This window comes from Psychroserpens sp. S379A (assembly GCF_049800755.1).
Taxonomy (GTDB): Bacteria; Bacteroidota; Bacteroidia; order Flavobacteriales; family Flavobacteriaceae; genus Psychroserpens.
The window spans coordinates 80,905-105,616 of the sequence record NZ_JBNAFQ010000004.1 but is presented as its reverse complement, the minus strand read 5'-3'; the positions used below and the strand labels follow the sequence as shown (position 1 = coordinate 105,616).

Here is a 24,712-nt window from a genome sequence, read left to right as displayed (position 1 = left end):
TTTTGAAAATAAATTATATAAGTTTATTGTTTTCAGCTTCTTTTGTCTTTTTGATGTACCAATTAGATTCATCTCCTTTAATTACATCATAATCAATTCCAAGTGCTTTAAAATGTTTTTGAGCCACTTTTACTTTATTGATTTCATGAACAAATCTCAAGTTTTCAATATCAGCAGTTCCTTTAGTTTCTCTAACTAGTTGAACTTTTAAATCATCTTTGTCCTTTCTGATTATTCCCCAATCAGGATTATAGTTCCCAATGATTTTTGGGAAGTCAATCTTGTATTTTGACGGGAACTTAAAAAAGAACTCTACTTTTCCATCTGCCTCTAATTTAGTGCTTACAAACCCTTCTTCAATATCAGAATCTTTTTGTGTTGCATCATATAATCCATGATTAGGTGAATCAACTATTTCTGTTTGTACATAGTTAATCTTTTCAGGAAAAAGTTCTTCTAAATCATCTTGTTTTATTTCATCTGATAGTTCAAATTCTATGTTTTCTGCTACATGAATAGCAAGTGCATTTTTAGTTATTTCAATTAGTTTATTAGTAAATCCTTCTGGATTTCTAAAAAGTTTTGCTTGTTCATCATGAGGCACAGCTTTTAAGATTTTAAAGCATGTATCTTTAGTTAATGAAGTAGCTTGTTCAAGTTTATCTACGACATTGAAAACAGGGAATCTCTCTAGTCCTGATTGAGAGTCTTTTGATTTTATGTCTCTATTGTCACTTACTGTATATGCTTCAGGTTTAAATTTAGAGACTTTAAAGCCATTCTTAAACTCAATATCTGGGTTAGATTTATTTGGCTCAATAGCATTTACTTTGAAACCTCTCAATTTCGGTTCTTTAAGTTCCTTTTCTAAATCAGTTCCTTCTGAAATTAAAAAGCCATCATCAAACATTCCACCTAAATTGTTTCTGTTTCCTCTGGTGTCCTCTTTTACAATAGCAATTTTTGCTGTATTATTTTCTTCAAAAGATTTAATGGTAAAGGTGAAAGTTGTGATAACAAAGTTTCCTTTACTAATAACCACCTTAGGAACAGGGAATGTATTGTTCTTTTTGTCTTTAAACTTTTCTTTTATTTCAGCTAAAAGTTTGTCTGAATCAACATTGATATTGTATTTAGATTTAAGAGTAAGTTTTTTCCAAAAGTCTTTGAAGTCATCACTATTGTAAAACTTATCTTGTCTATTGGCAGCAGCTCTTTTTGGTTTTGGTTTTGGTGGTGCATCACCTTCTTGCTCAATGTATTCTTGTTGAAGAGTGTTTGCAAAAGACTCATAGCTCTCATTGGCTATTACAGTAAGTATGTTGATTTGGTCATCATGCATTCTTTCCCCTTTTTGGTTTACAGCTAACCTTAAACCTCTACCAATTTCTTGTCTCTTTTTAGTAACTGATACAGTTTGGTTAAGAGTACATATTTGAAATACATTAGGATTGTCCCAGCCTTCTTTTAAGGCAGAATGAGCAAAAATGAAACACACATCTTCATCAAATGATAATAGCTCTTCCTTGCCTTGCATAATCAATTTAAACTGCTTTTTTTCAGCAGCTCTTTGTTTTGCATTTGTGGCTTCACTATCAAGATAAATAGGTGATTTGTCACTTTTTTTATTTTTATAACTAGCAAAATAAGATGCTTGTACATCTTCAGGACTTTTGTCTTTAAATCTATCTAATTGGTCTTTGGCTATTCTAAATTCTTCACTAAATATTCTTTTAATAATACCTTCTTTCTGACCATCACCAACATAGTTAGCAACCTTGTCAATAAAAAATAGAGATAGCACTTTTACATTGTGCTTTTCCATCTTTTTTTGATGCTCTATATGCTGTGAAATGGTCTCTTTGATTTGGTATCTAAATATATCTGGTTTAGAAATACCATCACCACCATAAGCATTTAGAACTGTACCATCTTCAAACTCTACATACTCTTCACCTTTAGCAGAACCAATGTTGTGGATTACCATACCTTTGTGTTCTTCAAGTTTAGTTTTATCAAAGAGATTGTCATTTGTTTTTAAGGTAACTTCTTCAATTTTTTGCATACCTTTTTTGTTGGTATAGGTAGCAAGAGTGACTTTTGCATTTCTACCTGTGCCTGAAACTTTTTTGAGTGAAATAGGGACTTTACCACCAAGTTCTTTTTGTTCTACACCAATCACTTGAATCCTTTTTACTAAGTTTCTTCTAAAGGCTTCTACAGGTGTTAATCTATATACTAAGTTTGGTGTTTCTTTATGAGTAGCAGAATATCGTAATGAGAATAATGGCTTGAGTGTTCTTAATGCATCTTTAGATTTTTGAGAACTCATATTTTGAGGTTCATCTAAAATTAAGATTGGTCTTGCTTTTTGAATGTATTCGTAAGGTAATAATTCACCAGGTATTTTATGACCAGCCTCCTTGTAAAGATTGTTTGATGTAGAGTTAAATGCAGCTAATGTTATTAGTAATACCTCTACGTTTTTTGCTGTAGCAAAACTTTTTACATCTTGTATTCTATTGGAATCATAAGGTCTTAAAGCAAAGTGTTCTGTCCCATAAATACTTTTAAAATGGTCTATAGTGTTATCCCAACTTTTAATAATACCTTGATAAATGGCTACTGATGGAACAACAATTACATATTTACTGAATCCATATTTTTTGTTTAGTTCATAAATAGTTCTTAAATACACATAGGTTTTACCTGTACCTGTTTCCATCTCAACAGAAAAACTTGGGTACTCATATATGTCATTGCTTACACCTTCTAGCATCTGACCACGTTCTTTTTCTAAAGAGTTACTGACACCTATTTTCATTGTAGGTGTACCTTTGGCTTCCATAGCCATATCAAACTCTTCTTGAATGAATTGAAGATTCTCTAATAGAAACTCGTCATCTAAATCTTCATCCTCTGGAAGGTTAGGTATTATTTCACTACCCATTGTAAACTTGGTGTGGTATTCTCCAATACCATCAAAAAGCTCTACAACATTATTAATTGCTTTTAGCTGAAACTCTTGATTTGGATTAAACTTTAACTTCATAGCAATTAAATAGTATATAATTTACATTGGTTGTCTAATTTTTGTTTAAGAGCATCATTACCTTCAAAAGCCTTGTCTAAACATATAAAGTGGTCTGTTTCTTGTAAATCTAGTTTACCAAAGTCTGTGTTTTTGAAACTGTGTAGCATGGTGGCATACAGTGTATATGGAATCCACTCATGAGTGATTTTAAAAATACCACTTGCTACTTCCTCTTGTTTAGAAGTTAATGGAAAACCTTCTTGTAAAATAACTTCTGTGACAAAGTCTTGGGTTTTAATACCGTCTTGTAGAGGGTTTTTGTATGCTAACTCTAATCTGCTGAATAAATCTGGTAAAGCTCCATCTTGTTCTGGAACAAATTCTTGCCATTTGTAGATGGTTGAAGTATTTTGTTTGTAAATTTTAAACCCTTGAGAGATATCTACTTGATTAACTACATTCCTTAGTCTTAGCTTAGTTAATTCCGAAATATTTAAAGGTTTACTGCTTTTCTTTAATAAACTTATAGCATTTTTACCAGTAGCAGAACTTTCAGTAATTTCAACAGGAATCTGAACGACAATAAATTTTCTGTTGGTTTTTTCTAATTTGTTTAATTCAATCAATGCTTGTGATGTTGTTCCTGACCCTACAAAAAAATCTAAAATAATATCATTTTCATTTGTGCCTATTTTAATGAAGTCACGGATTAAATCTATTGGTTTGGGTGAGTCAAACACTTTACTACCCATTATTTTTTTTAATAATGTAGTAGCTGAACTTGAACTATATTCAGGTTTGTAGAAAGTTGATTTTGGTTTTTTGGTGGGTAAATTACCTAATTGAGGTCTTTGTTTTTTATAAATATTTAAACCATTTCTCCCTTCGACTACAATTAAATTATGCTCTTCGTTTGTTATTTTTTTCTTTGACCAAGACCATGAAAGTTCTTCTCCTTCTTCATTTATGGGAAGTAAAATATAATCGTTATTATTTAATGGTTTGTCATCATCAGTAACATAAACATAACTTTCATCTCTAATAAACACAGGAAAATACCCTTTAGGTCTTCTCTCTCTTGCCGCATCTTGTCCTGTCCTTCTTAAAGTATCAGCTCTTTTCCATAATCCATGGTCATCCTCAAGCCATTCATCAAGCTCATCTTCATCTAAATCAAATTGATTTGGGGTGAAATTTTCTTTTTGTTTTGCATATACTAGAGTATATTCATGTGTATCAGTAAAACAAAAATTGTCAGGATTACCCTTTAAATTCATTATAGTAGGAAGTTCACCTATGAAATTTTCTTCTCCAAAAATTTCATCACATAAAAGTCTTAAATTATCTATTTCATTGTCATCTATGGAAATGAAAATTACACCATCTTCTTTTAATAAATCTTTTGCTAACCTTAATCTTGGATACATAAAAGAGAGCCAATTTGCATGATATTTACCAGAAGACTTTGGGTTTGATACTAAAAGCCCATCATCACTTTTTTCACCAGATTTTCTTAAATAATCTTCTGTACTATCAGCAAAGGTGTCATTGTAGATAAAATCATTACCAGTGTTGTAAGGTGGGTCTATATAAATCATCTTTATTTTGCCCATGTAAGATTTTCTGAGAATTTTTAGGACTTCTAAATTTTCACCTTCAATAAAGATATTCTCGGTATTGTCTTCATTTACACCTTCACCAGGACAAGGTTTTAAAGTACCTGTTGGTGGTTTTGCTGCAATTTTTCTTGCATCTTGTTTGCCAACCCAGTTTAAGCCGAAATGTTCTTTAACTGTATTATCTGTGCTGTATTCTCCAATGAGTTCTTTTAACGTATCAATATTAAAAACACCATCTTCCCATGCTTCTGGAAAAAGTTGTTTTAACTCATTTAATCTATCATTTGTGAAGTTGTATTGAGGTTTAAATTCTTCTGGCATTTTTATCTAGTCTTTAAAATAAAATTTTCGTTAGGGTTTTGTCTGTTAAAGCTATCTACATTAATGAAATTATCCAAAGTTTCATTTGGAAAACTCCATCTTTTTAATGCAAAGTCCACCATTTCTGTTTCTCTAAAATCATTTATAAAAGTAGATACAAACATGAACCAGTTTTGAGTCCTTTTTTTATGCTTGTTTTTATCTACAAAATCAATAGCTTTTGGTAAAATATTAGTTAGGTCTGTAACTTGTCTCAGAGCCATATGACCAAAACCTTTATTTACATCATTATTATTTAATTCTTTTACTTTTTCAGGAACATCATCGTTACTAAGTTGAATGTTTTTAGACAAGCCAATTAGCACAAAATTTCCTAACCTTCTTTTTTCTTTGTGGTGATGCCCAAAATAGTCACTTCTATTTTGAGTTGCCCAAATATGTTCTAAAGATAAAAAGTCATTATTCTTAACTGTTGCATCAGCTCTTTGTTTTAGAATATTTTGTATATCAAATGTAGTTTGTAAATCTTCTTGTTTGTATTCTTCAAAACTAGCCAAAAAGTAACGGATTCCTTTCCAGTGATAGTAATCATCTGCTTCATCATCATCAATAGTAAGTGATTGGATAAACTTTCTCTGAGAACAATTATGAATAGTGAATCCAATAACATCTAAAGCTATTCTATCTATAATATTACCTTCAATTTTTAAATTGCTGTATTGCGTATAAAAGAAGTCAGGGAACTGTGATGAGTGCCAGTTTCTGTCATGATATAGATTATAGCCCCATTTAAACATATCACCTTGCATAGAATCTGCTCTTGATGTGACTTTAGGTAACAAATACACTCTAAAATTTGCAATTTCTAATACTTGAAGCATCTTAAAAGTCCCTTCAGGATTTTCAACTAAATAGCTCATTGTAGCTAAATATAAAGGTAGAATTGATGCTTTTGTAGGCTGACATCTTATTTGGGTCAAGATTTTACTTATCTCATTCTTAAAATCTTTATCATAAGACTCATTAAAAATGTTTTGATTAAATAGGTAAGAGTAGTGTAGTGAAGCATCTTTAAGAAACCTAACAAAATTACTTATTGTATGATAGTCTTGTTCTATTTTTTTTCTTTCTGTTTCTTCTGGATTAAATCTTAATTTTAGCTGTTCATAAACATGCCAACTTTTGGTTTTGTTAGTATCAAAAAATACAAGATAACAGTTTCTTAAAAAGCTATTTTCATCATTGTTGGAATAAACATGAGCATTACTAAGGTTAATCAATATTTCACTCCATATTGTGTTAATCTCATCTCTAAATGTTGTGTAATTATGAATACTAGCATAGTAGATAAAAAAGTTTTTTATCTTCTCTAATTCAGATAATGCCTTTCCTCTGTTGTTGATTACCTCAAACATAATCCCAATTTCTTTTGTGTCTTGAGGTGTAAAAAAAATAAAACCAAATTGTTGGGTTACAATATCAACCACTTTCTGAATATCTACTTCTTTTTCAGAAAACCATTTTTTAAAAAAAAGTTGAGCATCTCTAATTCTTAAATGAGATTTTACTTTAGGATTTGGTGACTCATTTTTTTGAATCAGAGATTTAAAGTACTCTTTTGTTTCTTCATTAGTTTCAAGAACGTATTGCTCTCTTCCTAATTCACCTCTTTTAATATAAGTATTTAATATATTAAAGTCATCAAGGAATTTAGCAGCTTCATTAAGTAAAATGATAAGAGTAGTAGTTCTTTGTTGACCATCAACAATATTAAAATAATTGGTTTGTTCTTTATTTTTGGTGGCTACAATTGTACCAGTAAAATGTCTATAATCCTTTGTGTAAAGGTTTTCAATATCTTTCCTTAAATCTTCTAATTGTCTTTTTTCCCAAGAATATCCTCTTTGATAATCAGGTATTTTGAAAAAGTGGTCTTTAATAATTTTTTCAAATGAAATTAATTTTGTTCCAATAGAATTATTGCTCATAGTTTAAATTAAGTCGTTTATATCATTTGGTGGTGGTGTTTCAAAAGCATTTGTATTAGTGAAATTTTCAACTTCATCTGAATTACCTAAATCATTTATATATTGAGCAAAACCACCACTAAAAGAACTTGATTTTTGAGCATATTCTCTATAAGCATCACAAGAGAATCTGGCATCACAGTTTCTGCAAACTCTTGTTGCAAATCTCTGTTTTGTACCCTTAATCCTTTCTTGTAATTCATCTACACTAGGTGGGTGAAATTCTCTGTTTTCAATTCTATCTACAACACATGCAAACTTGTTTATTGTATCTTCAACTTTTTCTTGAGAAAAGGGGATAGGAATTACTGGATTCCATTTTTCTAATTCTCTTATTAGCTTTTCTTCCTCATCAGCATCAATTGCTTTTTTTAATGTTCTGGGGAATTGTGTTGCAATAATGGCTGTGCCATTTAATGTCTCATTTCTAAGATTTTGCCATATATGGGTATAAACATTCAATTGGTCTATATAATCTTCTTTGTTGGCTTTAACATAATCAGCATCATGAGTTTTAACATCATACATCGTTGTAGAGTCTTTTTCTCGAATTATATCAACCACGCCTTCAATTGTAAATTTATTTCCTTTGGGTGAGGTTTGCTCTGGTAATGTTAATTTAACTTCTGTTTCTGTTACAGTTTCAGCAACTTCTCTCATTTTTCTAAAGTACATAAGTACTTGTAAAAGACCCTGTCTTTTTACTTCAGGAGAAAGAGCATGTCCTCCTTCAAGTCTTAATCTTTCATAATTTGCTTCATATTCTTCAGTAATCCATTCTTCCATTTCAACTAGATATTGAAGCTCTTTTAGTCTTGCCTTATCTTTTTTCAATAAGTTTAATTCATCTTTCATGCTTCTTGTTTTTCTCTTTTAGAAATTAAAAATTGATGTAAATCTTCAATGGTATTATGGACCAAAGAACCAAAAAACATTGTCTGGCTTCTTGATGGAATGAAACCATACTTTCTAAATATCATATATTGCCTAGGGCATCTATCATATGCTAAATAATCAGCTGTATAAGAATATGGTTTTGTAAGAGCAGATTCTTTTATATTATTTATGTTTAGTGTACTACTATCAAAACTTTGCATGTCTTGGGCATTAGTCTCAGAAAGTGTATTATTAATGTAAGAGATTATACATCTTCCTTTTTGAGATTTAATAGGCATTAATTTAGGTAGTATTAATAATTTCTCTGCCCTTGATAGTCCAACATAAAAAATTCTCATTAAATCAAATCTTCCAATCTTTTCTAATGGTTCTCCATCAACTTCTTTTAAATTTCTAATTATAACTTCTTTAATATCTGCATCTTTAAATTCTCTTCTTTTAGGATACATAAAAACTACAGGAAATTCTAATCCTTTAGATTGATGAATTGTTAGTACTTGAATATTTCCTTTTGGAAATGGGTCATCATCATTTTCATATTCACTTTCTCCCATTCTAAAAATCGTATATAAATAAGATGAAAAGAATAATCTAACAAATCCTTCATCATGTAAGAAACTAGCAGATAGGATAGAAGAGTAAAGCTCCATAAATTTAGTTAAGTACTCTGTTATTTTTGATAGGTTGCAAATAGGGGCTTCATTACCTTCTTTTTGGGCTAAGTCAAAGTAGTTTTTGAAATGACTAAAACCACTTATTTGATAAAATAAATCAAGCAGACTCCAATCTAATGAGGTTGCTCTGTTTATAATTTGAGATAGCTTAAATGGTTTAAGTTCGTCATCATTGAGTCTGTCATTTACAATCCTAGCCAAATAAGGACTTAATATTGCATTTCTTGCACTATCAGAAAGATTATTAGCTTCAGCTAATTTTCTTCTCATTTTTTCCAAATTAAAATCATCCTCTAATTCCCATTTATTTTTTTCTACAACCCTTAGTAAACTTTCATAGTCTTTTAGTATAGTTTGTAGTTGAAGTCGTTTATTATTGATAAAATTTTTTAAATCAGAATCGCTATCAATAATATCAGAACCAATATTTTCAGCCTCTCTTATCCATGCCTTATATTTATTAAATTCAAACCCAGAAAAATCAGAAGAGTCTGGTAGCCCAAATACATTTGCAAAAACACCAAATAGTTCAGTTGCTTCTTGTCCTTCTAAAAATCTTCCTGCCCTGGGAGCATATACATTTAAGCCTTCTTCTCTTAATGTCTGAATGGTTCTCTGAGCATCTGTATTGGTTAAGGAAGGAAAGAGAAATGCTATTTGATTGGCATCACTTACAACTTTGTTCTCAATAAGTTCTTTGCAGAATAATGCTGTTTGGTCAATCCAATCATCTTCAACTGATATTACAGAAACACTCTCATCAGTTGAATTTGCAACTATTCCTTTGTCATGAACTCTATATTGACTCATAACATTTCCATTTTTAGTCCAATCTTCTTGTTCAATGAACCCACTATAGAAGTCAACAATTTTCTTTTTTGACCTATAATTAATTGATAAAGGTATTTTTCTAGTTTCAATTTTAAGATGTTTTTTTACTCTAGCAGGGAACTCGACAAAATTTTCTACAGTACTTCCTCTAAACCTATAGAGAGCTTGGTCATCATCACCTACAACACAAATGTTTTTATTTCCAGCTAGTGCAAAATACAACTGCTCTTGTATGCTGTTAGTATCTTGATATTCATCAACAATTATGTATTTGAAGATTTTTGATGCATCTTCAAACTGTTCAATAACTTCTAAAGCCTTGTTTTGAATTAAAGATAAATCACATCTTTCAAGATTCTCGTCTTCTACAAGGATAGTTCTATATTCTTCATACATTTTTAAAATAGAGAAGAGAGTATCTACTTCATCTGTCTTATCTAAAGCATCCTTTATGTTTAATCTTTCTTCTGAAAACCTATTAAAAAGAGCAATACAATCTATAATTGCTTTGTGTTTATTAGGGTATTTTGGTTTTACTTTTTGAAAATATGCATTTACTTCTATAGTGTCAATATTTCCTGCATTTAATAACCTATTCCAAATTGAGTGTCTTTTAATAAAGAAATATTGTTCTAACTGGTCTATGGTTTTTACTGTTTTATTTCTCTTCCTGTTAGAATAAAACCTTCTGTCACCTATTAATCTATTACATGATGAATGAACAGTTCCAATATACATACTAGCTAAATCATATTGTTGACCAGTATGATTACTTGCTAATCCTAAAAGAGATTGAAGACCTTCTTTTAGCTGATGAGCTGCTTTTTCTGTAAAAGTTGTAAGCATTATTTCATCAGGTTTAATGTTATGAAAAACAATAAGGTTAAGAGTTCTCCATAATAAAACTCTCGTTTTTCCAGAACCAGGACCTGCTGTTAAATATAAAGCACCTTCTGTGTACTTAATAGCTTTTTCTTGAGATTTGTTTGGAGTGAAATTAACTTCAGCCCACAGGGTTTCCAATGAGAAATTTTTATTCATTTTTTAATTGGTGTAAATAAATCAGGGAGAATGCATAAATCTACATATTTAATTCTTCAATGAAAATTTTTTTAAAATTTTTTTCTGGTAAGAATAATTCAAACACGAGTCACCTTCTCAACACCCCCACCCATACTTGAGCAAAGGGGAATCCCCACCCCTCTGTGAGTAAAACAAAATTTTTTAGTCGTCAAGAAAAAATGAACAAGGTGATAGCTGTTCCTTTTCTGATAGTTTAAGATGTTGTTTTACGAAAAGAAATGTTCAACTCAAAAATTTTAAAATCATGGTACGAATTGTAAACTATCAACAAAGAGAATCTGATGAAGGCAATGTGTTCTTTGCTTTAATCATTCAAGGTGGTGTAGAATTAGTGCAGAGTAGAGAAACTAATAACTTCTACGCTACTGCAAGAAAAGCATCCATTTCATCAACATTTGATGAAGAAACCTGTAAGGCATTATTAGGAAGTGAAATTCCTGGTGAAATAGCCAAAATTGAATGTGACCCTTATGACTACACAATCAAGGAAACAGGTGAAATTATTCAATTATCTCATAGATATCAATATGTTCCTGAAACATCATCAGGAAGAAATGATATGAGTGAATCCACAATAGACGATTTTGTTCCTAGTGAAACTGCAAGTGAGGAACATCATCCATTACTATCTAGTTAAAATCAACATGCCCAAGACTTATAGTTTTGGGCATTTATTTTTTGAATTATGAATACAATACAGGAAATAAAAGTCTCTTATACTTCAGGTAATAGAGATAAAGTAAAGATTACTAACAGTAAGGATAGTTATGAACTGCTTTTGTCTTGCTGGTCTCAGAAAATCATTGAGTTACAAGAGGAATTTAAGGTGTTACTGCTAAATAGAAACCATCAAGTTTTGGGAATCTATCCTTTATCAAAAGGAGGTGTGTCAGGTACAGTAGTAGATGCTAAGTTGGTTTTTAGTGTAGCTTTAAAGTGTAACGCTTCAAGTATAATAATAGCCCATAACCATCCATCAGGGAATTTAAAACCTAGTGAAGCTGATATACGGTTGACACAAAAACTTAAAGAAGCAGGAAACTATTTAGATGTCAAAGTCCTTGACCATATTATACTATCAAGAGAGGGATATTATAGTTTTGTAGATGAATCAAAAATGTGAATGAATTTACAAACCATTCTTTAAGGCTATAAATATGACAATTAAGAATTGTTCAGATATATATTAATAGCCATTTTTTAATTTTCCATATCCACTAAATCTTTAAGAGATACCCCTAAATGTTCTGCTATTTTGCTAAGCGTATAAATGGTGGGATTTGTATTACCAGCTTCTAATCTGCTAAAGTTGGATTTTTCAATGTTACAAAGACCAGCAATATCTTGTTGAGAGATATTCTTTTCTTCTCTAATTGATTTAATCCTTTTGCCTATAGCAATTTGAAGCTGTTTTTTATCTGTCATTAGTGTATCTTAGTGACACACAAAGTTGTTGTTTATGATAACTAGATGGTTATCATATATGATAAATAGCTATTTTTGAATTTTAACTGTACAGAATCTCAGTCAATCAAAACTTAATCAACACACCAAACAAATTATTAACTATAAATTTTTTACAATGAAACCAATTTTAAAACTAACCCTAATATTAATGTCATTTTTAGTAGTTGCTTGTAGCTCATCAGATGACTCTAGTGATGCTAATCAAATCGATTCACAAATAGTAGGGAAATGGTATTTTGGTAATCCTTTATTAGTGGGGTTAGAAACTAATAATTCTTTTACATTCAATGAAAATGGAGAGGTGGTTTATTCTTATTGGAGTGGTGGAGCTGACTTTGATTTTTTAACAGAGACAGGAACATATAGTTTCAATGGAGATATTATGACTATGATTTTTCCAGAAGGAGTTACACTAACCTTTGTTCAACGAGTAGAATTTATTACTGATAATATTGTAGAGTTTATCCAAACCTCAAACCCAAATGATAATGCCTATGAGGGGGATTATTTTAGAGATGGTTCAGATAATTATGATTTACCACCTACTGTTAAAGAGTATGAAATTAGAATATCTGGAGAGAGTTCTTCTAGTCAACAATATCCTCTTGTAATTGAATATTATTCAGATGATGAAAATGGTCAAGTTTTCACAGAAACAGTAAATTCACAAACTAATACAGACATTATTCAAAACTTGAATTTAGAGTCTTTTAATATCATTGGTTTTGAATATGATGTTACTGGCTATGAAGATAGTGTTATATATGAAGTTCAGATAAAAGATGTTGAGACTAATACTATACTGTTTTTAAATAGTTCATTAAGCATTGAAGATAATGAAGTCTTTACTTATAACATTTCTGAAGATTCTTTTACAGTACAATAAGCTAAGACCAATCAAAACTTAAACCACCTTTTAAACAGGTGGTTTTTTTATACTCTAACACTATGGAAATTAAACTACCATTTAGAATAGGAGAACAATTCGAAAACTATGAATTTGAATTAAATGAAGGAGTGGTAGTAAGTGTTAATGATTTTGAGTTTATAAAATATGAATTAACCCAAGATTCTATTAAGAAGTATGGTATTCAATCATCAATGGAATTGTCACTTTATTTTAATGCTGATATATTAGGCATTATAGAATTGAAATGGGCTAAAGGAGATGACTTGGATTTTTCTGTACTAGCAGAAAATGGAAATATCATATCTATCCATTATGCTGATAGTTTAATTACAATTTCTATAACTCATTTTAAATATTTAAAATTCAAATAAATATTAAAATTCCAAAAATTCATTAACAATATCCATAACCACCAACCCAAATTTATCTCTATTATGTTAGCAAAAAGTTGTTCTCTTTAAAGTTATCATATATGATAATTAATTACTTTTGAATAAAAACAATCATTAACAAAAATTAAAGTTCATGAAAAAAATATACTTGTGTCTCTTATTAATTTTAATGCCTATGGTTTTCTTTTCCCAAGAAAAAGAGTCCTTCAAATTGAAAGATATTATATTCTTAAAGGAAAATGCAGGGGAGAAAGTTGATTATTTTTTAAAGTCTAGGTTTTTTGAGTTTGTTAAAACTAATGAAGAACATCAAGCATATGAATATGGGCTTAATTATAATAAGAATACTAAAAAAGCAACTATTTGGGTTATTAAGGAATTTGACGGTGACGTTAGTATTGTTGAAGCAGGTGAGGGCTTACTTTTGAAATATATAAAGGAAGAACTTGAAAACTACAAGGAAGACTTTGAATATCAAGAAAACTCATGGACAATGTCAACGTTTAATTATAAATCATACGAAATTCTTATCAGAGAAAATAATGTCTTGGAGGAGTATATGTTGTTTATTCAAGATAAGATTTGATTAAAACATGGGATTATCTCTTTCAGGAATTAATGAATTAATATATCTCTCTGCTGATAGTATAATTTCAATAGATAAAGTTGAATTTTGGTTACTCAAAAATCAAGATGAATACAATCATTTCAAATCTATTAGAGAAGGCGAATTACCAGCTATATCCAATTATGCAACAGCAGAAGATAAGTTTGTAGATTTATTTGAACAGTTAGAAGAAGTATCCAGATACTATAAGTATGAACCTTATTGTAAAGAACAATTAGAGACTTACACTTCCATCAAAAATGATACTGAAAAGCTAGAGAAATGGCTAAGTACCAATGAAAACTTTTACTATGAGGAATTAATCCATTTTTCTGTAAACTACTTGGACTATTTGGGAGACAATAAAGAATATCACTTAAAGATATTTTCTTATCTAAATAAAGATATAGGGTTATTTATAGACGGAAAGGATTTCGAATCTACAATTGAGCTTATTGAAAAATTTAATCAAAACATTTAAATTTAAAACAGAATAAAGGAGGTTAAAAAGGCATACTATTAGGTAACCTTTTTTAAGTAGCATTTGTAAGAAATTAATAATCAATGTAGAGAAGGAACTGGTTCGAGTCCAGTTCCCGCTACTAGTAAAAACAAGCCTTCATAGAAATGTGAAGGCTTGTTGCATTTAAAGTGCACCATAGGCACGACACTCGTTACTTTTGTTAGTACTATTTGTTTTGATTCAACAGAGATTCTTTCCTTAAAAAATCTTTTCTTCTCGTTATTAAAGTTCTAATTTCAAAGCATTTTTATAAACCATTAAGCATCTTTCCCTAGCAAATTTATGATCCACTATTGGTTTTGGATATGTTAGTTCTTGAAATTCAGGAACCCATTTTTGTATGTAATCAAAATTTTTATCAAATTTTTTTATTTGTGTCATTGGATTAAAAATTCGGAAATATGGTGCAGAATCACAACCAGATCCAGCAGACCATTGCCAATTTCCGTTATTAGAGGCTAATTCAAAGTCTAGTAATTTTTTCGCAAAATAAGCTTCACCCCAACGCCAATCAATTAACAAGTGTTTGCAAAGAAAACCAGCTGTTATCATACGCACTCTGTTGTGCATATAACCTGTTTGGTTTAATTCTCTCATACCTGCATCAACTATTGGGTAGCCTGTTCGTCCTTTGCACCACATTTCAAATTCATACTCATTATTTCGCCATAGTATATTATTGTATTTCGGTTTGAAATTTTGAGTTACAACTTTTGGGAAATGATATAGAATTTGAATAAAAAATTCTCTCCAAATTAATTCACTCAAAAAGGTTTTGTTTAAATTTAAAGCAATTTTTACTACTTGCCGAATACTTAGTAGACCAAAACGCAAATATGGAGATATACTGGAAGTTTTATTTAATGCAGGATAATCACGAACATTATGATAATTAGATAAATCTTCTAGATTATAGGGTTTTACTTTTATAATACTTCTTTTAAAACCCAAATTCTCCATACTAGGGAAGTTGCTTTTTAAATTATAAAATGCTGATCTGTTTTTATCACAATCGTACAGCTTAATATCTTCAGATGGATTGAATTTTTTTAGCCACTCATTCTTATAAGGTGTATATACTGTATAAGGTGTTTTATCTTTTTTTACGATCTCATTTTTTTCAAAAATAACATGGTCTTTATAAGAAAATATATCAATACCCTTTGAATATAAAATGTTGCTTATTTTTTCATCTCTATTGATGGCATAGGGTTCATAGTCTTTATTAAAAAACACACTGGCAATTTTGTATTTTGAGGAGAGGTTCTCCCAGACTTCAGTTGGTTTGCCAATTAGGATTTGTATCGAACTATTAAATGCTTTGAGCTTAGTGTCCAATTCTTTTAAAGTATCATAGATAAACGTAATTCTGCTATCATCTTTTGGTAGCTTATCTATGATTTCTTCATCAAATATAAATATTGGTAATACAACATTTCCAGAGTTTAATGCAAAATGAAGAGCAGTATTATCTTCTAAACGTAAATCTCTTCTAAACCAAAAAATAGATATTTTATTATGCATTGAATAATTTTTCTAAGGTGTTGTGTCGATACTTAAATATAAATGTAAGTTGTTTTTTTATGAAAATTGAATGTGCAAAATGTCCAAAAAAACCAAAAGGTATTTTATAGGACACTTTATCTTTCATTAAAGTTTTTCCATTAGCTATTGTTTCAAAAAAATGTTCGTGATGCCACATTTTATATGGACCAAATCTTTGCTCATCAACAAAATACTTTTGCTCTTTTACTCGCGTAATTTCTGTAACCCAATTTTGTTTAATATACGGAAGAATTCCAATTTTATAGGTTAATATTTGACCAGGATAGGCTTTTGCATCAACCTTAGAAGTAACTTCAAATCCCATATGGGAAGGTGTGATTTTTTGTAAGTTTTTAGGTGAACTAAAAAAAATCCATGCCTTTTCTAAAGAAACGTTTAATATTTGCTTAGTCTCTAATGTGTAAATACCAGAATGTTTATTGATTTCAATCATTTTTCATCATTGTTTTCTTTTATAAAACTTTTTTAATCTATTAAAAATCAGTTGTACAGAGAAGAGCATAGTAAAAGCATAAAAAACATCCTCTAGCGGAATTGTAAGTATCCTATAACCCAAATTTTCGTTATTATTATACCAAACCACAGGATTTTCAATATAGCTCCCGGTGAGAACACCATTGACAAGGGTAAATGGTATTAAGATTATTAAAAAACTTGGAAAATAAACACGTAGGGATTCTACTTGATACTTTAGACTATATAGAATTAATAGTAAGAATAATGAAAAGTTTATAGTTGTGTACCATTTTCCAAAATTCTGGACAAGCAAGAAAGAAGCGATTAACACTAATAAAGAGCCTATGATTAAAGTGGCTGATTTTGATAGTTTTAAGTTAGGGAAGTAATATTTTATACCCTCATGAGTAAAGAGACAGGCATAAGGGATACAAAAGAAAAATAACCATTCTTCCAATGGCATATTAAAAAATTTAATAGATAGGTGATAATCTGAATTAAATCCCCAAATGCCATATTTAGTAAATAAGACATCCCAAATTAAAAAAGGAATTGCCACAAATAAGATGCTAAAAAAACTTGCCTTAATAAATTGAATAAAGTGAAATTTTTTCTCAAAAACACTATACAATAATGGAATACTTAAACTCCCTAAATCTAATATGAGGTACAAATATTGATTCACTGTCTTTTTCTAAAATATTTAAAAGGAACAAATAGCATCCCAAAGCATTCACCATTAGGTTTGTCCAAATGCTTATGATGAATTTTATGAGCTTTTCTAAGCCCTTTCAAGTATCTATTATTAGTATTTTTAAACCAATTGAATCTGCGATGAATTAACACATCATGCACTAAAAAGTAAGCAATTCCATAAAATAGAATACCTAATGCAACAAAAAACAGGTAGTTTAGTTGCGGTCTAAGCCCCAAAAAAAACAATAGGATACAAGGCGTAGCAAAAACAGCAAAGAAAGTATCATTTTTTTCAAAAGTATGTGGGTAACCTGGTTGGTGATGATCTTTGTGAAAATACCAACCAAAACCATGCATTACATATTTGTGGGTGCACCAAGTAACGCCTTCCATTATTATAAAGGTTATTATAGTTGTGCCTAAAAAGTATAGCCAAATCATAAGTGTGTATTTTTCTTAATCTAAAAATTTAAATAATCAGGTACTCTTTTTTTAGTTCTTAATTTCACTCAAGGTAGAGCATTATATTTTGACTGCTTGATTTTTAATGAAATCATATGCAATTTCATACTTAAACTAGCCTTCCCGAAACTTGATGATGTTTTTTACAAAATCTGGTGTCGAGTCGTTGATATTATCAAGGATTAATAACAATTGAGAAAAAATAATTCTCATTTATATTAAATTTAGTTTATACTTCACGTAACTTCTAGCCATCAAATTTATTTTCATAGTATTGGATATTCTAATTCTTGTTTCCATGATTTCTGAAAAAGGAGTTTTTTTAAGTTTTTTAAGTAATCGTGAATAATACCGATAAGCGATATAAACGCCAAACCTAGCATCAACGGGAAGTTTTAATATTCCATTTTGATAGGCATAATCTAAATCTGATTTAATATCTTTTATAATTAATTCTTTAGAATGTGAGTCTAACTTGCCCAAATTTATATTTGGAAAATAACTGCGATTTAATACGTTTATGTCTTCTTTTAAATCTCGTAAAAAATTCACTTTTTGAAACGCAGATCCTAATCGCATGGCAGCAACCTTTAGTTCGTCATACTTTTGCTGGTTTCCATTTACAAAGACTTTAAGGCACATAAGACCTACAACATCTGCAGAACCATAAATATAAGCTTTGTACTCGGCTTCAGTTTTATAACTATTCTTGTGTAAATCTGCTTTCATGCTATTTAGAAAAGCATCTATTAAGTCATTAGAAATATTATATTGTTTTACTGTATGAACAAATGAATTTAAAACTGGGTTTAAACTAATTCCGTCTTTTATAGCTTTATAGTAATCTTTCTCAAATTGTGTTAATAATTCTTCTTTGTTATAATCGTGAAAAGAATCTACAATTTCATCTGCAAACCGAACAAAGCCATAGATGTTATATATAGCGATACGAACTTTTGGCGATAACATTTTTGTTGCCATAGAAAATGAAGTGCTGTATCTTTTCGTAACTATTTTACTGCACTCATAAGAAACATCATCAAATAATTGTTTCATGATTGTGTGTTTTTAAAATTAAATCTGAAGCGATTTTGCCCGATATTAAAGAAGGTGGTACTCCAGGACCTGGAACTGTAAGTTGTCCTGTAAAAAACAAATTCTTTACTTTTTTACTTTTTATTTTTGGTCTTAAAAATGCTGTTTGTGAGAGAATATTTGCCAGTCCATAAGCATTGCCTTTGTATGAATTATAATCTTTTTTAAAATCCTTTACACAATAACTTTCTTTAAAAATGATATCCTTTTTGACAGATTGATTAGTTAAATTCTCTAATCGTGTTATTATGATGTCAAAGTATTTCTCTCTAATTTTTGGTGTGTCTTTAATTTCTGGTGCTAACGGAATTAAAAATGTAGCTGCTTCTTTGTTTTTTGGAGCAAAACTGTCATCAGTTATGGATGGGAAACTTGCATAGAACAAAGGGTTTTCTGGCCAGCTAGGAGTGTCGTAAATTGTCTTTGCATGTATATCAAAATCAGTATCAAAAAATAAGGTGTGATGACAAACATTTTCTAGTTTTTTATTAAATCCTACGTAAAAAAGGAGTGCAGATGGAGCAAAGACCTTGTTATTCCAATATTTTTCTGAATATTGTCTGTAGTTCTTTGGTAATAATGTTTCTGTATGATGATAATCTGCTCCGCTTAAAATTATATCAGCAGCTATAAATTCATCATTTACCACAACTCCTATTGCTTTTCCTGTTGAATCTACCTTAATTTCTTGGACATTAGATTTGGTTTTAAATTCAACTCCTAAAGATGTAGCCAGTGTAACTATGGCTTGAATAACTTTATACATTCCTCCTTTAGGATGCCAAGTTCCTAAAACAAAATCTGCATAATTCATAAAATTGTAAAAAGCAGGAGTATTACTTGGCTTTGCTCCTAAAAATAATACAGGAAACTCCAAAATTTGAATAAGCTTTTTACTTTTTATCTTCTTTCGAACCTGTTTTCGAATGGTAGAAAAAAACTGAAAAATTTTGCCGATAGTTACTGGTGTAATTAATTCCAAAGGGGAAACTCCAGGCTTATAAACTAAATCATTTATTGATACATCATAGTTGTATTCAGCAGATTTCAAAAACGATTTTAGATGTTTGGAGCTTCCCTTTTCCTCTTTTTCAAATATTTTATATATGTCTTTTAGATTTCCAGGAATAGTTATTGAATCTTCATTACCAAAATATACTTGATAGGCAGGTGATAGTTTTTGTAATTTATAGTAATCAGATGGTTTTTTATCAAAGTCTGCAAAGAATTTTTCAAACACATCTGGCATCCAATACCATGTTGGTCCAATGTCAAAGGTAAACCCTTCTTTAGTTAAATGTCTTGCTCTGCCTCCAATTGTATTGTTTTTTTCTAGCACAGAGACTTTAAAGCCTGATTTTGCTAGATAGCAAGCCGCAGAAAGTGAAGAGAATCCTGATCCTATAATTACGATGTGTTTTTTCAACATTGAGTTTAGTTTAAATTAAAACAAATGATTTTAAAAACGGCAGTTTTAGCAACTGCCGCTTTCCAAATCAACCAAACAACCAAATCAACCTAACATGAATATTTTAGTATGATAAATTATTCAGCAGGTAATAATACTTTATTAATGACATGAACTACACCATTACTAGCTAAAATATTAGGAGCTGTTACTTCGGCATCACTCTCAGTTGCATCTTGAACAAAAACTCCACCTGTCAACGATATGGTTATATCTTCACCTTGAGCTGTGGTTATCATTTGTCCATCAGATAAGTCTGTAGACAATGCCTGTACTGTTACTACATGATATTTCAATATGTCTGCTAAAAGTTCTTTCTCCTCAATGGTATCAAAATCAGCAAGGCTGTTGTAATCGTCACCTAAATCATCTAACAAATCTGAAAATGCTTGATTTGTAGGTGCGAATACTGTAAATGGGCCATCAGTTTGTAATAAATCCACAAGTCCTGCATCAGCTTGAGCTAGTGCAGCAACCAGCGAACTTAAATCGGCCGTGTCTTGCGCAAGCTCAACAATGTTTGGTCTTAACGAATTAACAAAATCTACAGCTTCTTGAGGTAGAAGAACTTTATCAATTGTATGAGCCACTCCGTTGGATGCCATAATGTCCGTTCCAGTAATATTAGCATCTGTATCACTTGCGTCTCCAATCACAAATGTAGAATTGGAAGCAATTACTTCAATATTATTACCTGTTAAAGCAGTAGGTACTTGGTCAGCACTAAGCATATCTGAAGTTACTTCAGCTGGAATAACATGGTATAGTAATATATTTCTTAGTAGGGCAATTTCATCAGTTGTATCAAAATCATCAAGACTGTTGAAGTCATCACCAAGTGCATCCATAAGGGCAATAAAAGCGTCATCTGTGGGAGCAAAAACTGTAAATGGTCCGTCTCCGTTTAATGTGTCTACTAAATCAGCCTTAATCACGGCAGCTTCCAAATTTGAAAGTGCCTCGGTGTTAATAACTACGTCAACTAAAGTTCCTAGATTTATGATGTCCAAAACTTCTTGTGGCACTAAGACTTTATTTATTATATGAATTATTCCATTTGTTGCTTCAATATCGGCACTTAAAACCGTACTACTCATACCTGTTGCATCAGTAAATGATATGTCTGTTCCAACATTAGCAGTTAGCATCTCTCCTTGTACGGTTGAGATTTCTTGCCCATTAGTTAAAGCTGAAGATTCTACAGCAGCTCCCGAAATCACGTGATATTTTAATATAGTAGCCAATAATGCTTTGTCTTCCTCTGAAGAAAAGTCATCCAAAGAACTGTAGTTATCCAAACCTGCTAAAAGAGAGGTAAAAGCTTCGTTTGTAGGTGCTAGAACTGTAAACGGTCCAGATCCGCTTAGAGTCCCTATTAAATCAGATTCCGAACTTTCATCTGCTTTTAACAAAGCGGCTACAAGATTGCTAAGGTCTGATGAGCTTTGAGCAGTTTCAACAATATTCATTGCTGATGTCATCATAACACCATCATCGTCATTTTTGTCACAAGATTGAAATGTGAAAATGACCAAAAGAATAGTCATTAGGTAAGCAGTAAATTTTTTCATGTCTAATTTATTTGTAGTTAAACTTAGACAAATATATGTTTTATATTTTAATTGTCAAATAAAATTTTAAAAAAGTTAGACAAAATGTTGTTTTGGTTTAAAATATTTGTATAATTTTGTGTTAATTAAACTTAGACAATATGGAGTATTCAATGGCTCAAGCTGTAGCTTTAACAGATATTAGTGCGCATACTTTACGGAAGTGGGAAAGTAGATATTCATTTCTAGAAGCAAAACGAACTGAAACTAATATTAGGTTTTATACTGACGATCAAATAAAAAAACTTTTGAATATTAGTATTTTAATTCGTCATGGTTACAGGATTTCAAAGATTGATAAAATGACCATTGATGAGATTCATAATATTGTAACCGAACTTTCTAAGAATGATGATAAAGATATAGACATTAAGTCCCTATCTGCTAGTATGATTGAAATGAATGAGAATTTGTTTGAAGATATTTTAAATGAAAACATAAGGAAATTTGGGTTGTTAGATACAGTTACAGAATTGTTGTATCCTTTTTTAGTGCATATTGGGATTTTATGGGGCACTAACAAAATAATGCCTGCTCAAGAGCATTTTATTTCTAGTATTATACGCAAAAAAATATTTTCTAAGGTGGACGCTTTACCACAGCCTGAAACAAATGCAAAAAAAATAGTTCTATTTTTACCTGAAGGTGAACACCATGAAATAGGTTTATTATTAGCGTATTATATTGCTCGAAATCTTGGGTGGAGAGTTTTTTATTTAGGACAGAACGTGCCAACCACTAATATCAATCAAGTAATTAAAATAACTAAACCTGATGTGTTATTAACCATCGTTGTTACTTTAGCTAAAGAAAAAGCTGTAAATATTTTGAATAAAATATCGAGTGATTTTGACAAAACTATTTTGTTGGCGGGCAATATTGATAACAATGATAAATTTGAGCTAGAAAATGTTAAGCTATTATTTGCTCCTAAAGAATTAATAGAATATTTGAAGTAGTATATTCTAATTTTATTGTTGGGTTTTGTGTATTCTTAATTGATTTTTTTCAAATCTTAAAATAATAGAAGTGCTTGTAAACTTTTTTATGATGAATAATTTGTGAATACTGTAGATCTAGATGAAGATATGATAAGGAGATATGTGAAATATTAAGAATATTGAGAATGAATCTATGGCCTCTTTGTAGCTAATCTGAAAATCAAAAGCTCCATCTTTAAAGGAGGTTTTTTATTTTTGTTTTATGATTGATAATTTCAAAAACGAATTCTTCGGAATTGGTATTCAAAACGGAAAAACTCCAGAAAACTTAGGTGTTCTTTGGCGTTCAGCTCAAAATCTTGGAGCTAGTTTTATTTTTACCATTGGAAATCGTTATGCTAAACAAGCTTGCGATACTCATAATGCGGTTAAGTCAATGCCTTATTTTCATTATGAAACTTTTGATGATTTTTTCAACAATTTACCAAAAGGAACTCGTTTGGTTGGTGTAGAATTAACTGATGAAGCTGATGACTTAGAAACCTTCCATCATCCAAGACGTTGTGTATATCTCTTAGGAGCAGAAGATCATGGTTTGTCAAAACAGGCAATTAAAAAAAGTCACTTTTTAATCAAATTCAAATCGCAATTGAGTTTAAATGTATCTGTAGCTGGAAGTATTGTGATGTATGATAGAGGAATAGATAAACCTAGATCATAAGTTTGGAGCTTTTATAAAGACCAATTTTACAAGAATTCAGAGTTTCTTTTTATTAATATTAAAGCTGTATTGTTCTTAAATGATGATAATTAGAATTTTTTTAATATATTTATTAATAATGTAATTAAATTAATCCTATTTGAAATGAATGCACAAGAAGATCAAATTACCAGAAAAGATGCCTTGAAAAAAATGGGAAAGTATGCAGCTTTAACAGCAATAGGAACATTTATTGTATTAAACCCTAAAAAAGCAATGGCATCATCACCACCAGATCCAGGAGGATCAGGAGGACTAGGGTAAAATATAAGTTATAATAAAAAAGCCTATGAAGTAAATCTCATAGGCTTTTTTTATTTCGGGCACTTATAAGTTATTTAATATTTGATAAAGGTTGTAACTTTGTCGCTAGATTTAAATTTGTACTATGAGCCATAAAGCAGGTTTTGTAAATATTATTGGAAATCCTAACGTTGGTAAGTCAACATTAATGAATGCCTTTATTGGCGAGAAGTTATCCATAATTACATCAAAAGCACAAACGACAAGACATCGTATTTTAGGAATTGTCAATGGAGAAGATTTTCAAGTTATTTTAAGTGATACACCTGGTATTATTAAACCAGCTTACGAACTTCAAGAGTCCATGATGGATTTTGTGAAATCGGCTTTTGAGGATGCAGATGTACTCATTTATATGGTAGAAATTGGCGAAAAGGAATTGAAAGATGAAGCCTTTTTTAACAAAATCAAAAACTCTAAAATTCCAGTCTTGTTGCTGCTTAATAAAATTGATAATTCTAATCAAGAGCAATTAGAAGAACAGGCTGAATTATGGCAAAGTAAAGTCCCAAATGCTGAGTTTTTTCCAATTTCAGCACTGCAAGGGTTTAATGTTCAAAATGTATTTGATCGCATTATCGAATTGTTACCAGAATCTCCAGCATTTTACCCAAAAGATCAGTTAACCGATAAGCCTGAGCGTTTTTTTGTAAATGAAGCCATCCGTGAGAAAATCTTAATGCACTACAAAAAGGAAATTCCTTATGCTGTTGAGGTAGATACTGAAGAGTTTTTTGAAGAAGAAAATATTATCAGAATGCGTTCTGTTATCATGGTCGAACGCGACACTCAAAAAGGCATCATTATTGGTCATAAAGGTTCTGCACTAAAACGTGTTGGAGTAGAAGCTAGAAAGGATTTAGAGAAATTCTTCGGAAAACAAGTCCATTTAGAACTCTATGTAAAAGTCAATAAGAACTGGAGAAGTAATCAACGCCAATTAAAACGCTTTGGGTACAATCAGAAATGA

23 protein-coding genes are annotated in these 24,712 nt (G+C 30.4%); 10 read left to right on the top strand and 13 right to left on the bottom strand.

The features are described 5' to 3' along the window. Nucleotides 1-13: 13 nt before the first annotated feature. Genes ACP15M_RS11160 through ACP15M_RS11140 form a run of 5 tightly spaced genes read right to left on the bottom strand, consistent with a single transcriptional unit; the run spans nt 14 to nt 10,444 of the window. The gene (locus ACP15M_RS11160; RefSeq protein WP_425077292.1) at nt 14-3,052 is read right to left on the bottom strand and encodes a DEAD/DEAH box helicase family protein; all 3,039 of its coding nucleotides are present in this window, start codon (nt 3,050-3,052) and stop codon (nt 14-16) included. A gap of 5 nt (nt 3,053-3,057) precedes the next feature. Continuing rightward, complete coding sequence (locus ACP15M_RS11155) at nt 3,058-4,974, bottom strand: site-specific DNA-methyltransferase (RefSeq protein ID WP_425077291.1); 1,917 nt, start codon at nt 4,972-4,974, stop codon at nt 3,058-3,060. Nucleotides 4,975-4,976: 2 nt separating this feature from the next. Then, nucleotides 4,977-6,962 (bottom strand): DUF262 domain-containing protein, encoded by a 1,986-nt coding sequence (locus tag ACP15M_RS11150; RefSeq protein ID WP_425077290.1) that lies wholly within the window; start codon nt 6,960-6,962, stop codon nt 4,977-4,979. Between the two features lie 3 nt (nt 6,963-6,965). Next, a complete protein-coding gene (locus ACP15M_RS11145; protein ID WP_425077289.1) occupies nt 6,966-7,856 on the bottom strand; it encodes a PD-(D/E)XK nuclease family protein in 891 nt (296 codons plus the stop codon). After that, entirely contained in the window at nt 7,853-10,444 is a 2,592-nt protein-coding gene (locus ACP15M_RS11140) for a UvrD-helicase domain-containing protein (RefSeq protein ID WP_425077288.1), read from the bottom strand. The genes ACP15M_RS11145 and ACP15M_RS11140 overlap by 4 nt, the downstream gene beginning before the upstream one ends. Nucleotides 10,445-10,730: 286 nt before the next feature. Here ACP15M_RS11140 and ACP15M_RS11135 point away from each other — a divergent pair, with 286 nt between their 5' ends. Then, nucleotides 10,731-11,123: a hypothetical protein gene (locus ACP15M_RS11135; protein ID WP_425077287.1), complete on the top strand. Its 393-nt coding sequence runs from the start codon at nt 10,731-10,733 to the stop codon at nt 11,121-11,123. Nucleotides 11,124-11,171: 48 nt separating this feature from the next. Continuing rightward, complete coding sequence (locus ACP15M_RS11130; protein ID WP_425077286.1) at nt 11,172-11,609, top strand: JAB domain-containing protein; 438 nt, start codon at nt 11,172-11,174, stop codon at nt 11,607-11,609. Between the two features lie 77 nt (nt 11,610-11,686). Here the strand turns inward: ACP15M_RS11130 and ACP15M_RS11125 are convergent, their stop codons facing one another. Further along, entirely contained in the window at nt 11,687-11,911 is a 225-nt protein-coding gene (locus ACP15M_RS11125) for a helix-turn-helix domain-containing protein (RefSeq protein WP_425077285.1), read from the bottom strand. 190 nt (nt 11,912-12,101) lie between these two features. On the opposite strand from ACP15M_RS11125, the gene ACP15M_RS11120 reads away from it, so the two are divergent. From ACP15M_RS11120 to ACP15M_RS11105, 4 genes are all read left to right on the top strand, one after another. Beyond that, the gene (locus tag ACP15M_RS11120) at nt 12,102-12,839 is read left to right on the top strand and encodes a lipocalin family protein (protein ID WP_425077284.1); all 738 of its coding nucleotides are present in this window, start codon (nt 12,102-12,104) and stop codon (nt 12,837-12,839) included. Between the two features lie 38 nt (nt 12,840-12,877). After that, a complete protein-coding gene (locus ACP15M_RS11115; protein WP_425077283.1) occupies nt 12,878-13,234 on the top strand; it encodes a hypothetical protein in 357 nt (118 codons plus the stop codon). Nucleotides 13,235-13,388: 154 nt separating this feature from the next. After that, nucleotides 13,389-13,841, top strand: coding sequence for a hypothetical protein (locus ACP15M_RS11110; RefSeq protein ID WP_425077282.1), 453 nt, complete (start codon nt 13,389-13,391; stop codon nt 13,839-13,841). A 7-nt stretch (nt 13,842-13,848) separates the two neighbouring features. Continuing rightward, nucleotides 13,849-14,343, top strand: coding sequence for a hypothetical protein (locus ACP15M_RS11105; RefSeq protein ID WP_425077281.1), 495 nt, complete (start codon nt 13,849-13,851; stop codon nt 14,341-14,343). A gap of 264 nt (nt 14,344-14,607) precedes the next feature. Here the strand turns inward: ACP15M_RS11105 and ACP15M_RS11100 are convergent, their stop codons facing one another. The 7 genes from ACP15M_RS11100 to ACP15M_RS11070 all read right to left on the bottom strand — a co-directional run bounded on the left by ACP15M_RS11100 (nt 14,608) and on the right by ACP15M_RS11070 (nt 21,699). Further along, nucleotides 14,608-15,909, bottom strand: a complete 1,302-nt coding sequence (locus ACP15M_RS11100; RefSeq protein ID WP_425077280.1) for a cryptochrome/photolyase family protein — start codon at nt 15,907-15,909, stop codon at nt 14,608-14,610. Continuing rightward, nucleotides 15,902-16,384 carry an SRPBCC family protein gene (locus tag ACP15M_RS11095; RefSeq protein WP_425077279.1) on the bottom strand — a complete coding sequence of 161 codons (483 nt, stop codon included), beginning with the start codon at nt 16,382-16,384 and terminating at the stop codon, nt 15,902-15,904. The genes ACP15M_RS11100 and ACP15M_RS11095 overlap by 8 nt, the downstream gene beginning before the upstream one ends. 6 nt (nt 16,385-16,390) lie before the next feature. Further along, on the bottom strand, nt 16,391-17,092 hold the full coding sequence (locus ACP15M_RS11090; RefSeq protein WP_425077278.1) for a lycopene cyclase domain-containing protein: 702 nt from the start codon (nt 17,090-17,092) through the stop codon (nt 16,391-16,393). Beyond that, nucleotides 17,089-17,544 (bottom strand): sterol desaturase family protein, encoded by a 456-nt coding sequence (locus ACP15M_RS11085; protein WP_425077277.1) that lies wholly within the window; start codon nt 17,542-17,544, stop codon nt 17,089-17,091. Before ACP15M_RS11085 ends, ACP15M_RS11090 begins: the two co-directional genes overlap by 4 nt. A gap of 234 nt (nt 17,545-17,778) precedes the next feature. Next, nucleotides 17,779-18,621 carry a phytoene/squalene synthase family protein gene (locus tag ACP15M_RS11080; RefSeq protein ID WP_425077276.1) on the bottom strand — a complete coding sequence of 281 codons (843 nt, stop codon included), beginning with the start codon at nt 18,619-18,621 and terminating at the stop codon, nt 17,779-17,781. Then, nucleotides 18,605-20,086, bottom strand: coding sequence for a phytoene desaturase family protein (locus ACP15M_RS11075; RefSeq protein WP_425077424.1), 1,482 nt, complete (start codon nt 20,084-20,086; stop codon nt 18,605-18,607). The genes ACP15M_RS11080 and ACP15M_RS11075 overlap by 17 nt, the downstream gene beginning before the upstream one ends. A 119-nt stretch (nt 20,087-20,205) precedes the next feature. Further along, nucleotides 20,206-21,699, bottom strand: coding sequence for a fasciclin domain-containing protein (locus ACP15M_RS11070; protein ID WP_425077275.1), 1,494 nt, complete (start codon nt 21,697-21,699; stop codon nt 20,206-20,208). Nucleotides 21,700-21,839: 140 nt separating this feature from the next. On the opposite strand from ACP15M_RS11070, the gene ACP15M_RS11065 reads away from it, so the two are divergent. The 4 genes from ACP15M_RS11065 to era all read left to right on the top strand — a co-directional run bounded on the left by ACP15M_RS11065 (nt 21,840) and on the right by era (nt 24,712). Then, entirely contained in the window at nt 21,840-22,697 is an 858-nt protein-coding gene (locus ACP15M_RS11065; protein WP_425077274.1) for a MerR family transcriptional regulator, read from the top strand. A 244-nt stretch (nt 22,698-22,941) separates the two neighbouring features. Further along, on the top strand, nt 22,942-23,400 hold the full coding sequence (locus tag ACP15M_RS11060; protein ID WP_425077273.1) for an RNA methyltransferase: 459 nt from the start codon (nt 22,942-22,944) through the stop codon (nt 23,398-23,400). Between the two features lie 144 nt (nt 23,401-23,544). Beyond that, nucleotides 23,545-23,703 carry a hypothetical protein gene (locus ACP15M_RS11055; protein WP_425077272.1) on the top strand — a complete coding sequence of 53 codons (159 nt, stop codon included), beginning with the start codon at nt 23,545-23,547 and terminating at the stop codon, nt 23,701-23,703. Between the two features lie 124 nt (nt 23,704-23,827). Beyond that, the gene (gene era / locus ACP15M_RS11050; protein WP_425077271.1) at nt 23,828-24,712 is read left to right on the top strand and encodes a GTPase Era; all 885 of its coding nucleotides are present in this window, start codon (nt 23,828-23,830) and stop codon (nt 24,710-24,712) included.

Coding starts and splice junctions, on each gene's coding strand:
- ACP15M_RS11055 (WP_425077272.1), top strand. CDS start 23,545: ATGAATGCACAAGAAGATCAAATTACCAGAAAAGATGCCTTGAAAAAA.
- ACP15M_RS11060 (WP_425077273.1), top strand. CDS start 22,942: ATGATTGATAATTTCAAAAACGAATTCTTCGGAATTGGTATTCAAAAC.
- ACP15M_RS11105 (WP_425077281.1), top strand. CDS start 13,849: ATGGGATTATCTCTTTCAGGAATTAATGAATTAATATATCTCTCTGCT.
- ACP15M_RS11085 (WP_425077277.1), bottom strand. CDS start 17,544: ATGATTTGGCTATACTTTTTAGGCACAACTATAATAACCTTTATAATA.
- ACP15M_RS11110 (WP_425077282.1), top strand. CDS start 13,389: ATGAAAAAAATATACTTGTGTCTCTTATTAATTTTAATGCCTATGGTT.
- ACP15M_RS11145 (WP_425077289.1), bottom strand. CDS start 7,856: ATGAAAGATGAATTAAACTTATTGAAAAAAGATAAGGCAAGACTAAAA.
- era (WP_425077271.1), top strand. CDS start 23,828: ATGAGCCATAAAGCAGGTTTTGTAAATATTATTGGAAATCCTAACGTT.
- ACP15M_RS11120 (WP_425077284.1), top strand. CDS start 12,102: ATGTCATTTTTAGTAGTTGCTTGTAGCTCATCAGATGACTCTAGTGAT.
- ACP15M_RS11065 (WP_425077274.1), top strand. CDS start 21,840: ATGGAGTATTCAATGGCTCAAGCTGTAGCTTTAACAGATATTAGTGCG.
- ACP15M_RS11135 (WP_425077287.1), top strand. CDS start 10,731: ATGGTACGAATTGTAAACTATCAACAAAGAGAATCTGATGAAGGCAAT.
- ACP15M_RS11150 (WP_425077290.1), bottom strand. CDS start 6,962: ATGAGCAATAATTCTATTGGAACAAAATTAATTTCATTTGAAAAAATT.
- ACP15M_RS11080 (WP_425077276.1), bottom strand. CDS start 18,621: ATGAAACAATTATTTGATGATGTTTCTTATGAGTGCAGTAAAATAGTT.
- ACP15M_RS11130 (WP_425077286.1), top strand. CDS start 11,172: ATGAATACAATACAGGAAATAAAAGTCTCTTATACTTCAGGTAATAGA.
- ACP15M_RS11155 (WP_425077291.1), bottom strand. CDS start 4,974: ATGCCAGAAGAATTTAAACCTCAATACAACTTCACAAATGATAGATTA.
- ACP15M_RS11070 (WP_425077275.1), bottom strand. CDS start 21,699: ATGAAAAAATTTACTGCTTACCTAATGACTATTCTTTTGGTCATTTTC.
- ACP15M_RS11125 (WP_425077285.1), bottom strand. CDS start 11,911: ATGACAGATAAAAAACAGCTTCAAATTGCTATAGGCAAAAGGATTAAA.
- ACP15M_RS11140 (WP_425077288.1), bottom strand. CDS start 10,444: ATGAATAAAAATTTCTCATTGGAAACCCTGTGGGCTGAAGTTAATTTC.
- ACP15M_RS11095 (WP_425077279.1), bottom strand. CDS start 16,384: ATGATTGAAATCAATAAACATTCTGGTATTTACACATTAGAGACTAAG.
- ACP15M_RS11160 (WP_425077292.1), bottom strand. CDS start 3,052: ATGAAGTTAAAGTTTAATCCAAATCAAGAGTTTCAGCTAAAAGCAATT.
- ACP15M_RS11100 (WP_425077280.1), bottom strand. CDS start 15,909: ATGCATAATAAAATATCTATTTTTTGGTTTAGAAGAGATTTACGTTTA.